15 protein-coding genes are annotated in these 13,988 nt (G+C 64.7%); 9 read left to right on the plus strand and 6 right to left on the minus strand.

The genetic code is table 11. From position 1 onward, the window contains the following. The first annotated feature begins 82 nt into the window (after positions 1–82). Positions 83–529 (plus strand): ribosome silencing factor, encoded by a 447-nt coding sequence (gene rsfS / locus DL240_RS04355; protein WP_111728621.1) that lies wholly within the window; start codon positions 83–85, stop codon positions 527–529. 103 nt (positions 530–632) lie between these two features. On the opposite strand, the gene DL240_RS04360 is transcribed toward rsfS, so the two are convergent. Then, complete coding sequence (locus tag DL240_RS04360; protein WP_111728622.1) at positions 633–1,100, minus strand: 23S rRNA (pseudouridine(1915)-N(3))-methyltransferase RlmH; 468 nt, start codon at positions 1,098–1,100, stop codon at positions 633–635. 100 nt (positions 1,101–1,200) lie between these two features. Here DL240_RS04360 and DL240_RS04365 point away from each other — a divergent pair, with 100 nt between their 5' ends. The 3 genes from DL240_RS04365 (at position 1,201) to DL240_RS04375 (ending at position 3,551) form a co-directional block, all read left to right on the plus strand. After that, positions 1,201–1,983, plus strand: a complete 783-nt coding sequence (locus DL240_RS04365; RefSeq protein WP_111728623.1) for a ComFC family protein — start codon at positions 1,201–1,203, stop codon at positions 1,981–1,983. A gap of 153 nt (positions 1,984–2,136) precedes the next feature. After that, positions 2,137–2,643: an HNH endonuclease gene (locus DL240_RS04370; RefSeq protein ID WP_111728624.1), complete on the plus strand. Its 507-nt coding sequence runs from the start codon at positions 2,137–2,139 to the stop codon at positions 2,641–2,643. Between the two features lie 35 nt (positions 2,644–2,678). Next, entirely contained in the window at positions 2,679–3,551 is an 873-nt protein-coding gene (locus DL240_RS04375) for a metallophosphoesterase family protein (RefSeq protein WP_111728625.1), read from the plus strand. An 83-nt stretch (positions 3,552–3,634) separates the two neighbouring features. Here the strand turns inward: DL240_RS04375 and DL240_RS04380 are convergent, their stop codons facing one another. From DL240_RS04380 to DL240_RS04405, 5 genes are all read right to left on the minus strand, one after another. Next, entirely contained in the window at positions 3,635–4,603 is a 969-nt protein-coding gene (locus tag DL240_RS04380; protein ID WP_111728626.1) for a ribose-phosphate diphosphokinase, read from the minus strand. 92 nt (positions 4,604–4,695) lie between these two features. Next, positions 4,696–5,181, minus strand: a complete 486-nt coding sequence (gene rimI, locus DL240_RS04385) for a ribosomal protein S18-alanine N-acetyltransferase (protein WP_111728627.1) — start codon at positions 5,179–5,181, stop codon at positions 4,696–4,698. Next, entirely contained in the window at positions 5,178–5,774 is a 597-nt protein-coding gene (yihA, locus tag DL240_RS04390) for a ribosome biogenesis GTP-binding protein YihA/YsxC (RefSeq protein ID WP_111728628.1), read from the minus strand. The genes rimI and yihA overlap by 4 nt, the downstream gene beginning before the upstream one ends. Before the next feature lie 82 nt (positions 5,775–5,856). Continuing rightward, positions 5,857–7,152 carry a hypothetical protein gene (locus tag DL240_RS19560; RefSeq protein WP_146618096.1) on the minus strand — a complete coding sequence of 432 codons (1,296 nt, stop codon included), beginning with the start codon at positions 7,150–7,152 and terminating at the stop codon, positions 5,857–5,859. Next, positions 7,149–8,099, minus strand: a complete 951-nt coding sequence (locus tag DL240_RS04405; RefSeq protein ID WP_111728631.1) for a hypothetical protein — start codon at positions 8,097–8,099, stop codon at positions 7,149–7,151. Before DL240_RS04405 ends, DL240_RS19560 begins: the two co-directional genes overlap by 4 nt. A 192-nt stretch (positions 8,100–8,291) precedes the next feature. Here DL240_RS04405 and coaE point away from each other — a divergent pair, with 192 nt between their 5' ends. From coaE to hslV, 5 genes are all read left to right on the plus strand, one after another. After that, positions 8,292–8,939, plus strand: a complete 648-nt coding sequence (coaE, locus tag DL240_RS04410) for a dephospho-CoA kinase (protein WP_111728632.1) — start codon at positions 8,292–8,294, stop codon at positions 8,937–8,939. A gap of 17 nt (positions 8,940–8,956) precedes the next feature. Next, complete coding sequence (locus DL240_RS04415) at positions 8,957–10,060, plus strand: SDR family oxidoreductase (RefSeq protein ID WP_111728633.1); 1,104 nt, start codon at positions 8,957–8,959, stop codon at positions 10,058–10,060. A 179-nt stretch (positions 10,061–10,239) separates the two neighbouring features. Beyond that, positions 10,240–12,411 (plus strand): RelA/SpoT family protein, encoded by a 2,172-nt coding sequence (locus DL240_RS04420; protein WP_111728634.1) that lies wholly within the window; start codon positions 10,240–10,242, stop codon positions 12,409–12,411. Between the two features lie 41 nt (positions 12,412–12,452). Further along, the gene (locus tag DL240_RS04425) at positions 12,453–13,403 is read left to right on the plus strand and encodes a tyrosine recombinase XerC (RefSeq protein ID WP_158542348.1); all 951 of its coding nucleotides are present in this window, start codon (positions 12,453–12,455) and stop codon (positions 13,401–13,403) included. A gap of 3 nt (positions 13,404–13,406) precedes the next feature. Continuing rightward, a complete protein-coding gene (gene hslV, locus DL240_RS04430; protein WP_111728636.1) occupies positions 13,407–13,955 on the plus strand; it encodes an ATP-dependent protease subunit HslV in 549 nt (182 codons plus the stop codon). The last annotated feature ends 33 nt before the right edge of the window (positions 13,956–13,988 follow it).

The raw sequence follows: 13,988 nt of genomic DNA on the forward strand, positions 1-13,988 counted from the left end.
CGCCAGTGGGCTCCCACTATACTCGTACAGCCCGCGAGGCCTCCTGCTGCATACGCCGGCAGGTTACCAATCCAGGAGAGGAATGAAGACAGAGAGCGCCGCTTCCACCCCGAACACCGACCAGACCGACCTCGATCAGGAGCTGACCGAGGTTGCCCGTGGCATTGCCGCGGTCACCTGGGATCTCAAAGCCCTTAACACCACCGTCATCGATCTGCGCGGCCGGGTGAGCTACACCGACTTCATTGTGGTGGCCACCGGCACCTCCGAGCGCCACGTGCAGGCCCTGGCCCGCCGCGTCGACCAGGAGATGCGCGAGTCGGGACGCAAGACCATGGGCGCCGAAGGTCTCGACACCGGCCGCTGGGCTCTGCTCGACTACGGTGACATCATCGTACACATCTTCCATCAAGACGCCCGCAGCGACTACGATCTGGAGCGCATGTGGTCCGAAGCCCCTCGCCTCGAACTGGAGGGAGCGCCGGCCGAGCTCTACGGGCACTTTGACGGCGAAGCCTTTGACGCCTGATTCGCCCCCGGCCCGTCCGCGCACCTCTTGAGAGGTTGCCTTCACGCCCCCGCAGGCTCGACCTGCGGGGGCGTGGTTACTCTGGCGCCGCTCACCGACGGGCTCACTTATGGTAGGGCTCACCGCGAATGATGGTCATCGCCCGGTAGAGCTGCTCCCACAGCATCATTCGCGCCATCTCGTGGGGGAAGGTCATCTTCGAGAGGGAGAGTCGCCGCTGGCTCTCCCGGCACAAGGGGCGATCCAGCCCGTGGGCACTCCCGATATAGAAGACCACGTGGCGCTGCCCGCTGACCATCCACTCATCCATCCATTCGGCGAGCTGGTGACTGTCGATCTGCTTGCCGCCCTCCATCATCGCGATGGTCAGGGCCCCCTCGGGCGTGACCTTGCGCATGGCTTCGGCCTCTTCGGCAAGCGCACCGGCCACATCGTGACCGCTGACCCGGGCCTCGCGAACCTCGATATCTTCGACCGGCAGATGATGAGCCAACCGCTCGCGATACTCCCTGGCGAGTTCGCCCAGGCGCCCTTCGCGCATTTTGCCCACCGCCACCACACTGATCTTCATCCCTTCTCCGCTTCCAGAAAAATCTACTCTCGCCACGCAAGAGGTCGGACTCGCCCGTCGATAATAGGACCTGCCACGCCTCCTTTGGCCGGAGACTACCGTGCCCCATCGACTTGTCTACCTCGTTGATCAAGCCCTGGAACATCTGCGCCAGGTCTACGCCGCATGTGTCCCGGCGAGCTGCGCCGCCTGCGACGAAGCCGCCCTGACGAACGAGGCCTTCTGCGCCATCTGCCGAGAGGACAGCTATCTCCTGGAGGCCGCCGTTTGCCCGCGCTGCGCGCTCCCTTTGCCGGTGAGCCGCTCCCCTTATGCCGCGGGCGTTGCAAGCAATGTGACGCGGTGCCCGGGCTGCCAGCGCCGCCCCAACTCTCCCATCCTCCACACCACCGCGCTCTGGGAGTACGAGGGCGCTGTCTCGGCGGCGCTTCGACGCATCAAATATCGGGAAGACATCATCTCGGCCCACGCCCTGGTCACCGGTGCCGCCCGAGCGCTTCGCCCCACTCTAGCCGCAATGCCTCCGGCGCTCTTTGTGCCGGTGCCGGCCCACCCCTCAAACCTGCGCAAGCGCGGCTTCCACCTTCCTTCCCTGATCGCCCTTCACTGCGCGCGCCAGGGGCCCCACCACTGCCGGCTCTTCTCCCTGAAGAAGATTCGGCGCACCCGCGCGCAGGCGAGCCTGGGGATGGAGGAGCGCCGCACCAACCTGTGCGATGCCTTCGAGGCCCGGTGGCGCCCGATGGACGTCGACACCGTCGTCCTCGTGGACGACGTGCTCACCACCGGCGCCACGCTCGATGCAGCGGCAGCCGCCCTGAAAAACGCCGGCGTTGAAAAAATTCAGGCGCTGGTGCTGGCCCGAAGCCTCCCCCGTCAATAACTTTCAAACGCACTGTCACAGCGTTGTTGCTCTAAGCCTTTGAACTTCGTGGGAAATACGCGCACCCTCCAGGGCGGTTTTTGTGCCGACGCTGCCCTTAAGGCGCAGCCTCCCCCCCTCCTCGAACGCATCAGGCCCACGCCCGGAGCTCGCATGAAACCCGCCCTCTTGCTCAACGCCTCTTACGAGCCGCTCTCGATCGTTGACTGGCGCAAGGCCGTCACGTTGTTGTGGCTGGGCAAGGCCGAGGTCCTGGTCGCGCAAGAGCGCGAGGTGCATGCCACCCACCAGAGCATCACCCTGCCCTCGGTGTTGCGCCTGCTACGCCGGGTGCGCATTCCCCGCCGACGGGTGCACTTCTCACGAAACAACATCTACCGACGCGATGGCTACTGCTGTCAGTACTGTGGCGATCGCTTCAATGGTGCCGATCTCACCTTCGATCATGTCTTGCCCAAAAGCCGCGGGGGCGACACCTCCTGGACCAACATCGTGACCAGCTGCCAGCCCTGCAATCGCCGGAAAAACTCTCGCACCCCCACCGAAGCCAGGATGCCCCTGCTCACCCAACCCTACGAGCCGCGCTGGTGGCCATTCAGCGCCGGGGCGGGTAACCTTGAGGAACATCCCGAGGACTGGAAGCCCTACCTCTGGACCTGACCTCGCCAGCCCCCAAGCCACCCACCCGAGTCGGCATGCCTACGATCGCCATCCTTGCAGATGTTCACGCCAACCTCTTTGCCCTGGAGGCGATCATTGCCGACATCGCAGAGCACCCGATCGACGAGGTGATCGTCGCCGGCGATTTGGTCGGTCGCGGTCCCCAGGGGAGTGCCGTGGTCCAGCGTATCGCCGAGCTGGGCTGGCAGTGCGTGCGCGGCAATCACGAAGACTATCTGCTCGGGTTTTGTCGCGGTGATATCCCCGACGACTGGCGCACCCTCGACGAGTGGGCCGCCTCGCGCTGGATGGCCGACGAGCTCACCCCGGAGGCCGAGCGCTTCATCGACGCGCTGCCCTTCTCACGTCGCGCTGACTGCGATCCCCACGTGGAGGTCTTCCACGGCTCACCGCGCTCTCATAGTGAAGGTATCGGGGCCTGGACTCCACAGGATCGCCTGCGCGAGCACTTCGACGCCATCGCAGGCTCCACGCTTATCTGCGCCCACACCCACCGCCCGCTCATTCACCGCTTTGATGACGGCCTCATCGTCAACGTGGGCTCAGTAGGCCTGCCCTTCAACGGCGACTGGCGCGCCCAGTACGCCATCCTCGAAGGCCAGGGCTCAGACTACCGAGTCACCCTGCGCCAGGTCCCCTACGATCGCCCGGGCTTTCTGCAACACTACCGCCAGAGCGGCTTTCTCGACGATGGCAACATCACCGCTCACCTCCTCTACCGCGAGGTCGAAGGCGCCCGCCCCTTCCTGGTACCCTTCTTAAAGTGGGCTGAGCTCACCGCGCGCGAACCCGTGCTGGCCGCACTTCCGGAGTTCGATAAGGTCTACGAGCCGGGCATGTCGATGAGCGATTTTCTGCGTATCATCGCCCCGACGGGCCGCCTCTAACGCCTGCGCGCTTCGCCTAAAAAAAGCCCCGACGCGTCGCGTCGGGGCTTTTTTTTGGTTCTGAAACGACTAAATCGACCGTCTCAGCCCTGCTTCATGGGCTTCTTGGTGCTAAAAAGCTCACTGACCGAGCGTCCATCATGAATGCGATTGATGGCTTCGGCAAAGTGCCGGGTCACCGAGATAACCTCGACCTTATCCGATTGCTGATGCGCTCCAAGCGGCACTGTATCCGTCACAAATACCTTATCGATAAAGGCGCTATCGATGCGCTCGGCAGCGTTCGAGCTGAAGATCGGATGGGTGGCCGTGGCCAGCACCTTCGAGGCGCCCTTCTCTTTGAGGAAGGTCGCTGCTTCGATCAGCGTGCCGCCGCTGGCGATTTCATCATCGACGATCACCGCCACCTTATCGCGAACATCACCGATCAGGCTGACCGCACGCGGGCGCTCATCATCACCGTCACGACGCTTGTCGATGATCGCCATCGGCAGGTCCAGACGGTTGGCGTAGCGCCCCAGGTCTTTGGCTTCGCCGGCATCGGCGGCCACCAGCACCCAGTCCTCGCGGCCCTCTTCCTCCCGGAGACGATCGCAGATCGGGCCCGCTCCCTGAAGCTGATCCACGGGCATCCGGAAGAACCCCTGAGCCTGGGCCGAGTGCAGGTCCATGGTAAGCACGCGATCGGCCCCGGCGGTCTTGAGCAGATCGGCGACCAGACGCGCGGTGATCGAGATGCGCGGACGATCCTTTTTATCGCTGCGAATATAAGGAATGTAGGGCATCACCGCGGTAATGCGCGAGGCCGAAGCCGAACGCAGCGCGTCGATCATGATCAAGAGTTCAAAGAGGTTGTCATGAACCGGCGACGCCGAGGTCTGCACGACGAAGACATCGCACTCGCGCACGTTCTCCTCGATCTGCACCATCATGTTCTCATTACTGAATCGAACCGTGGTGCTCTTTCCGGGCTCCACGCCCAGGTGGTTGCAGATCGACTTGCAGAACTCCGGATGGCTACTGCCGGAGAAGACTTTGAGCTGCTTGTTCACGAGAGACTCCGTCGCGGGGTGTGAGGGGGGCGATCGACGCCTCCCCATTACAAGACTCAGCACGCAGGATCAACCTCGCGCCCCGATCCTTTTCAGCCCAACTCGGCACACATCACCCAGGCATCCTCACCATCTTCATAGTAGCGCTTGCGCCGGCCCATGCGCTTAAAGCCCAGACTCTTGTAGAGTCCGAGCGCCGGTGCGTTGCTCACACGCACTTCCAGCAACACTGCCACCACCTCATGAGCCTGGCCCAGCGCCAGCAACATCTGCAGGAGCGCCCGGGCGATGCCCCGACGCTGAAAGTCGGGGTGCACCGCCACATCGAGAATGTGCAGCTCGTCGAGCACCCGCCAGAAGGCCAGAAACCCGGCGATCTCGTCGTCGGCGCAGACCACCCAGATCCGCGACCACTCCAGGGTAAACTCGCGCGCAAAGCTCTCGCGCTGCCAGGGATGGTGATGGGCCCGGGTCTCCACGGCCATAATCGCATCGAGATCCTCGGGCCGCGCGCGCCGCACCGTCAGCCCCTGACCAAACGCCCCGGGGGTGGGCTCACCCCAGCTCTCCTCGCTCATACGCCGGTCACCTGTCGGATGCGGTCCCAGAGCTGCTCCCCCCCCTGGCCGTTGGTGCTCGAATACAACACCAGCTCTCCGGGCGGGCAGCCCAGCTCGCGGGCGATCTCGCGGAGGCGTTGCTGACCGGCGTTTTTGCCGAACTTATCAGCTTTGGTGAAGACCAGGATCGGCTGAATCCCGAAGAGCGGTGCCGACTCGATGAGCATCATATCGTCGTCACGCACGCCGCGGCGCAGATCCATCACACAGACGATCGCGCGCAGGGTCGGACGCCCTCCCAGGTAGCGCTCCATCATCGGTCCCCAGGCCGCTTTGACCTCCAGGGGGACCTTGGCAAACCCGTAACCGGGCAGATCCACAAAGACCAGCTCATCGTTGATGTTGAAGAAGTTGATCGTCTGGGTGTGCCCCGGGGTCTTACTGGTTTTGACCAGCTTATTGCGACCGACCAACGAGTTGATCAGGCTGGATTTACCCACGTTGCTCGCCCCCCCAAACGCGATCTCCGGTTGCAGGGGCGGCGGAAAGTGCGAGGGCCTGGTGCCACTCTTGATAAACTCCGCCTTGGTCACTTTGTAGATCGCGCTCATGTACTGCTCCTCAACGCACCGCCGTCGGCGGGCACCCCAAAAGGCGCCTTGCCGACCTTGGAGCCGAAGTTAATAGGTCCTGCTAGAAGGGACGAACGCCGACACCCGGCGCCGCCCCGTGGCTCCATACCCACAGAAGGAGCGCGCTGACAAATGCCAGCGCCACCCACCCGGCGTTTCGACGCGCCGGCGCTCCGAGCGCACCCGGGTCAGCACCGGCCTGATGCAGACCCAGCACCACCAGCGGCGCCGCCAGCCCGGCCCACTCCGCGCGGGTAAAGACCCCGAACGCCCCGGTCGACTCCCAGGTCACCAGCAGCCCCCAGGACCAGGCCAGCGCCAGCAGCGCCACCGCGCGCCCGAGCAACCCGTGGGCCAGCTCCTGCCCCGCGGCGTTCGCCTCCTCGCTAAGCGGCGCCGGGCGCATCGCGCCCCAGGCCGCCCAGGCGCACATCAGCGTCCCGGCCAGCAACGCGATCCACTCCGCCCCCATCGCTCCGGCATCCACCACCGCTGGCACCGCGCCCAGGTCGGCCAGCGCCTGCCCCTGGTCGGCAAAACTCACCGGCAGCTGGCGTGTCGAGAGCCACTCCTGAGCACTCTGGCGTACCCGGGGCTCCGCCAGCAGACGGGCCACATCAACCCGAGCGCCCATCACCATGCCCAGCGTCACTCCGAACCCCAGCGCAGCCCCGGCCCAGAGCTTGCCGGCCAGCGCGCGCAGCGGATGGGTCGGGGCCACGAGGTTGGACCCGGCCACCGCCGCCACCAGCGCCACCACCACCGCCGAGGCCAGCACCCCGGCGGCCCCATCGGCCCCCAGGACCAGCGGCAGCCGCAGCTCCGCGGCCTGACGCACCGAGGGGATGCCCCACATCAGGGGCTCGCCGGCCGAGGCCAGCGGCCAGGCAAAGTTGGCCGTGCTGGAGGCCGCGCGTTCGGCCCACACCCCGAGCACGCCCAGCCCCAGCGCCGCCGAGAGTCCGGCCACTGCCGCCCCCGAGCGACCGGCGGCGGTGCTGGCCACAAAAAGCGTGGCGAGCGCAGCGAGCCAGGCCGCGCCCTGCATCGTCCACATCGCGCCCAGCGTAGAGAGTTCGCCGGGAGATCCCGCGCCCAGGCTGAGCAAAGATCCGGCGATCACCGCCAACACCAGCAATGACGCGCCCAGACGCACCCGGCCAGTCTCAATGCCCCTGGCCAGCGGCCCCAGCCCCACCAGGGCAGCGAAGCTCCCCAGGCCAGCCAGAGCCACCAACATCCCCGGCGCCGCGCCAAACCACAACGAGGCCACCAGCCCCGCGGTGCCGACGCCACCTCCCACCAGGCTCAGGCGCAACGCGCCGGCCCGCCAACCCTGGTCCGATACCTGGCTCATGGCTCGCCCTCATCATCGCTGGCGTCAGCGTGCTCCTCATCGTCCTCATGTCTTCTGCCCCCTCCCCCGATTCCGGCCACGCACATCAAGAGAAACCCCGTCACGCAGAGCCCGGCGCCCGCGCCCAACATCCCGAAAGGCCGCACCGGACTGACCTGGATCACCGCCGCCGGAACCTCCTGCAACTCCTCCAGCCAGAGCCCGTGTTCAAACCCCGGCGTCCGCGCATCAGCCGGCTCTTCAAACACCCAGAATCGCTGCCCCCGAGCGTCCTCCAGCTGCACCGCCGGTCCCAGCGCGTCGAGGTAATTCGCGGTGGTCGTGATCACCTCGTACCCCTCTCCACCGATGGCTAAGTTTAACGTATCGCCCACCACACCGGCGGCCGGGATCGTGTTCTCGGCCTGACTTCGCACCACCGCGCGATACACGTCGGTCTGAGGCACCAGCCCCACAAACGCAAAGCGCAGTCCACTCACATCCACGCTCTGGCCGGGTCCCAGGCGCTGCGCCGGCACTCCGGACTCCCCGATGCGCGACAACGCGATGTTGGCCGCCGGCTCTCGCCCCAGCACCACCGACTCCAGGGTCATGCGCAGCGGCAGCATCACATCGACGCGGCGATTGCCCTGCTGCACCTTGTAGGTCTGCAGGGTCTGGTGCATGGGCAGCACCAGCGTGCCCACCGGCAACCTCCCGTGGCCCAGCAGCCAGGCGCCGGTAAGAAGCCCGAACCCGACCACCATCGCCAGCGCCGCAAGGGTTCCCAGCGCGGAGCCCCGCTTCCTGAGCGTCCAGCCCAGCGCCAGTGACCCCAGCGCGACCACCAGCACGATCGCCAGGGCGCTGGCCACGCTGGGCATCGGCCCGGCCTGAGCCCAGCCCGGGGCGCCGGCGGCCGCATAGAGCGCCAGCAGCCCCCCGAGCACCAGCGCCGCCGATGCCACCGCCGGCCTCCCCGCCTGACGCAACCATCGCTGCCCCTGTCGACGCCCCCTGCGTCTGGCTCGAATCGAACTCGCCCGCCTTTGCATGCTTTCCCTGTCGATGCTATCAACCGGCCCTGAAACGATAAGGCCTTCATGTTCCGCCATTTGTCGGCGCAAAGTCCGGCGAGTCCTAGTACGAGGGGCTAAAAGGTGTCAACGAACTCACCCGGTGTGGTCCTCGGTCTGACCGGTGGCATCGCCAGCGGCAAATCTACCGTCAGCCACTATTTCCGCGCGCTCGGCGTCACCGTCATCGACGCTGATCTCATCGCCCGCAAAATCGTCGAACCCGGCCAACCCGCGCTCTCCGAGATCGTGGAGACCTTCGGCGAAGATGTGCTCCACCGCGACGGCACGCTCAACCGTACCTCGCTTGGCGAACGCATATTCCAGGACGCCGACGCGCGCGCGCGCCTGGGGACCATCACCCACCCGCGCATCGCCCAGGAAATGGCCCGCCAGAGCGCCGCGGCCTTTGAGCGTGGTGAGCCCTGGGTGCTCTATGATGCCGCGCTGATCGTCGAAAACGGTCTCTACCGGGCCTTCGACGCCCTGATCGTCGTGGCCTGCAGCCCACAAACCCAGCTGCAACGCCTGATGAGCCGCGACGATCTCTCCCGGACCGACGCGCAACGTCGCATCGACGCTCAGATGCCCCTGGCCGATAAGCTCAAGGTTGCCGACTTTGTGATCGACAACGACCAGAGCCTCGACCACACTCAAGCCCAAGTCGAAGAGCTATTCTCCACCATCAATGAGCGGGTGCGCACCGGCGGCAGCGCCCGCACGCCCGCTTAAGCCATGGATCCCCTGCGATGACCGAGCCTACCCGAAGACGCGACATCCTGATCACGGGCTTCCCGAGTTTCGTGGCCCGAAAGCTCGTGGAGACCATCCTCAGTGACGAGCCCGAGTCGGTGGTGCGCCTGCTGGTGCGCCCGGACGCGCTCGACGAGGCCGACCGCCAGCTACAAAAGCTCGATGCCTCTCGTCAACGCGTCCACCTGATGAGCGGTGACGTCGTCGCCCTGGATCTGGGCCTCTCGGGCCGCGAGTACCTGGAGCTTATCGCCAACGTCACCGACATCTACCACATCGCCAGCATCTGGTTTCTGGGCGTGGAACGCTCCGAGGCCTTTGAGGTCAACGTGCGCGGGGCCCGCAACATCCTGGATACCGCCTACGAAATGCAGCATCTGGAGCGCCTCAACCACCTCTCCACGGCTTTTGTCAGCGGCGACCGCGCCGGCGTCATCATGGAAGAGGAACTCGACGAGGGGCAGGGCTTCCGCAACGCCTACGAAGAGAGCAAGTTCCAGGCCGAGCAGGCCATGCGCCAGGCCATGGAACACCTGCCCATCTCGATCTTTCGCCCCAGCATCATCGTCGGCGACTCCCAGACCGGCGAGATCGACCGGATGGCCGGGCCCTATTACCTGATCAACGCCCTGGTCAACATGCCCTCGATCGTGCCCATCCCCATGCCGGGGCGCGGCGACAAGCCGCTAAATCTGGTCCCGGTCGACTTCGTCTGCCGGGCCATGCACCGCATCAGCCTGCGCGACGACGCCGCCGGACGCACCTTCCACCTCTGCGATCCCAACCCCCTCTCTGCTCGCCGCGTCTTCCAGCTGGTAGCCGACCGCGCCGGACGCAGCGCCCCGGTGGGGCTGCTTCCCTACCGCCTCACCCGTCTGTTGATGAAGTTCCCCTACCTGGAGCGTTTCACCCGAAACCCCCGCCAGTTTCTCGACGACTTCAATCACCTGACCATCTACAACTCCATTCACACCCTGGACGCGCTCGAAGGCCACGACCTCTGCCCGCCGCTGCCCACCTACCTCGACGCGCTCATCGCCTACGTCCGCGCGGCAGACCTCGATCTGGAAATGCCCCTGGGCGTGGAAATCATGGGCTGATCCACCTGCACTCCTCCCCCCTTCTTTCTTTGATTCGACGCAACGCTCCGTTACCATGACCGATGTCCGCTAACCCGGCGGACAGTTGGCGCCGGCCCCCTGCGAATGTTTGCCCCCGGCGTTCGGTTCTATCTCTGGAGCGCTTTGCTCTGGCTATTTGCCCGGGAGTCGTCGAGTCAATGCAACTTCAAAACCGCCTGAACTCCATTATCAAAAAAGTCCGCTCCTACCACCCGGATCCGGACATTGCCCAGCTGCGCGAAGCCTACGAATTTGCCGCCGCCATGCACGAAGGCCAGATGCGCAAGAGCGGCGAGCCCTACATGAGCCATCCCCTTGAGGTGATGGACATTATTGCGGATCTGCGCCTGGACGTGGCCAGCCTGGTCGCCGGCCTGCTCCACGACACCGTGGAAGACACCGACACCACCGTGGAGGAGCTGCGCGAGCGCTTCGGCGAAGACGTCGCCTATCTGGTCGACGGGGTCACCAAACTCTCTAAATTTCAGTTCAACACCCGTGAAGAAGCTCAGGCGGAGAACATCCGCAAGATGATCATCGCCATGAGCCGCGATCTGCGCGTGATCTTGGTCAAGCTCGCCGACCGCCTCCATAACATGCGCACCCTCAAGTACATGAGCCCCTCCTCCCAGGAGCGCATCTCCCGGGAGACCATGGACATTTACTCGCCACTGGCCCATCGCCTGGGGCTGAACTGGGTCAAAACCGAGCTCGAAGACCTCTCCTTTCGCTACCTCCACACCGAGGCCTACTACGACATCGCCGAGAAGGTGGCCTCCAAGAAGCGTCAGCGCGAGAACTTCATCCGCGAGGTCATCACGATCCTCCAGGAGCTCTTAAGCGAGAATAACATCGGCGGCGAAGTCTACGGACGGCCCAAAAACTTCTGGAGCATCTACCGCAAGATGCGTCACAACCAGATCGAGTTTGAGCAGGTCTTCGACGTGCTGGCCTTCCGCATTCTCGTCGACGAGCGGGTGCAATGCTACGAGTCGCTGGGCCTGGTGCATAACCTGTGGAAACCCATCCCGGGACGCTTTAAAGACTACATCGCGATCTCCAAACCCAACGGCTACCAGTCGCTGCATACCTCGGTGATCGGCCCCTACCAGGAACGCATCGAGATCCAGATTCGCACCCACGACATGCACAAAGTCGCCGAGGAGGGGATCGCCGCCCACTGGCTCTACAAAGAGGGCAAGGCCGTACCCGACAAAGACGACCAGAAGTTCGCCTGGCTCCACCGCCTGATGGAGGAGCACCAGGATCACGAAGATCCCATGGAGTTTCTGGAGTCGGTCAAGATCGACCTCTTCCACGACGAGGTCTACGTCTTCACCCCCGATGGCGATGTTCTGAGCTTCCCGGCCGGCGCGACCTGTGTGGACTTCGCCTTTGCGATTCACTCCGAGGTCGGCGCGCACTGCTCCGGCGCCAAGGTCAACGGCATGATGGTCCCGCTGAAGACCGAGCTTCACAACGGCGACATCGTCGAGATCCTCACTCACAAGAATCAGCGCCCCAACAAAGACTGGCTCAACTTTGTGACCACCAGTCGCGCGCGCACCAAGATTCGCAACTCCGTACGCCGCGAACAGCGCGAACGCAGCCAGGAACTGGGACGCGAGCTCCTGGACAAAGAGCTCAAGCGCTACCAGACCAACATCCGCGCCTGGGATCGCGCTGGCAACCTGGCAAAAGCCGCCGACTTAAGCCGCTTTAACTCCGTCGACGACATGCTCGCCGACATCGGCTACGGCAAGACCCAGCCCGACACCATCGTCGAGAAGATCTACCCCACCGAAAACAAGAAAGCCCGGGCGGTGGAGAACGAATCGAAGATCGGCCAGCTCTGGGACAAACTGGTCCATCGCGGCAAGACCGGCGTGGTCCTCGACGGCATCGAAGACGTGATGGTGCAGTATGCGAAATGCTGCAATCCCTTGCCCGGCGATGAGATCGTGGGCTTTGTCACCCGCGGACGCGGCCTCTCGGTCCATACCCGTGAGTGCAGCCGCATCTCGCATCTGGAGCGCGAACGCCAGATCGCGGTGCGCTGGGCCAACGATACCAGCGTGCCGGACAACGCCCGGCGCCCGGTGTCGGTGCGCGTCTACTGCACCGATAAACCCGGCCTGCTGGCCAACATCAGCCAGGCCTTCTCCGCCACCGGCGTCAACATCAGCCAGGCCCAGTGCGTGACCACCGAAGACCATCGCGCCGTCAACACCTTCGAGGTCCTGGTGCAGAACACCGATCAACTCAAGCGTGCCATGCGCACCATTGAGAAGATCAAAGGCGTGTACAAAGTCGAGCGCACCACCAACTAAGGCCCTCTCCCCCATCATCCCTGTGCCCCTTAAGGAGCCCCTTGCTCGCCGAGCGTATCGACCAGTTTATCACCTACCTGCGCGTGGAGCGCGGCGCCAGCGCTCACACCCGACGCGCCTACGCCAGCGATCTACGACAGCTGGCCGATTTTCTGGCCGAACGCGGGCGCGAGAACCCCGACCCGGGCGAACTCACGCTCCACGATCTGCGCGCATTTATTGCCGATCGCTTCGACGAGAATCAGGCGTCTTCGCTGGCCCGTAAGATCTCCACGCTCCGCTCCTTCTGGACCTTCCTCAACAAGAAACGCCTGGTCGAGAGCAACCCCGCCGAGCTCCTCTCTTCGCCCAAAGTCCAGAAACCGCTGCGCAACTACCTGGGCGTTGACGAGATCTTCCACCTCCTCGACGGGCACCGCGGCGACTCGGTGCTGGGGGTGCGCGACATGGCGATCTGGGAAGTGGGCTACGGCGCCGGGCTGCGGGTCTCGGAGTTGGTCGGGCTCAACAAGCAGGACATCGATCTGCAGCAGGGCTGGGTGCAGACAGTGGGCAAAGGTAACAAGGAGCGCAAAGTGCCCCTGGGCACCAAAGCCTGCGCCGCGCTGGAGCGCTACCTGGCGCGCCGCCACGAGCTGGTGGGAGACAAGACCGATGCCGACGCGATCTTCCTAAACCACCGCGGTGGCCGGCTCAGCGACCGCTCGGTACGGCGCCTGCTCAAAGATCACCTGGTGCGCGCCGGGCTCGACACCTCGCTGACGCCCCACGGGCTTCGCCACTCCTATGCCACACACCTGCTCGACGCCGGCGCCGACCTGCGCGGCATTCAGGAACTGCTGGGGCACTCCAACCTCTCGACCACCCAGCGCTACACCCACGTCTCAATTGACAGGCTTATGGAGGTCTACGATGCTGCCCACCCGCGCGCCCGCGCCACGCGGCGCCGACGCGCCAAAGAGCCATCCTCCCCCTCTTCTACCGACGAGTGAGCCATGAGCTTTCGAGGCACCACCATCGTCAGCGTGCGTCGCAACGACAAGGTCGTCGTCGCCGGTGACGGTCAGGTCACCATGGGCGAAAAGATCGTGATGAAGGCCACCGCCCGAAAGGTGCGCCGCCTCCACGGCGATAAAGTCCTCTGCGGATTTGCCGGTTCCACCGCCGACGCCTTCACCCTCTTTGAGAAGCTCGAAGAGAAACTCAAAAAATTCAACGGCAACCTTACCCGCGCGGCCGTCGAGCTGGCCAAAGACTGGCGCACCGACCGCATGCTCCGCCGCCTGGAAGCTCTGCTGATCGCCGCCGATAGCGAAACCACCCTGCTGATCAGCGGCACCGGCGACGTCATTGAGCCCGAAGAAGGCGTCATCGCCATCGGCTCCGGGGGATCCTATGCCCTGAGTGCGGCCCGGGCACTGGTACGCCACACCGAGCTCGACGCGCGCACCATCGCCGAATCCTCCCTCAAGATCGCCGCGGAGCTCTGCGTCTTTACCAACGATTCGTTGACCATTGAGGAGCTTCCCTCAACCTCAAGCTGACCCTGGCCTCTCGGGCTGCCCGGCCGCCTCTGT

The organism is Lujinxingia litoralis (assembly GCF_003260125.1).
Lineage (GTDB): Bacteria > Myxococcota_A > Bradymonadia > Bradymonadales > Bradymonadaceae > Lujinxingia > Lujinxingia litoralis.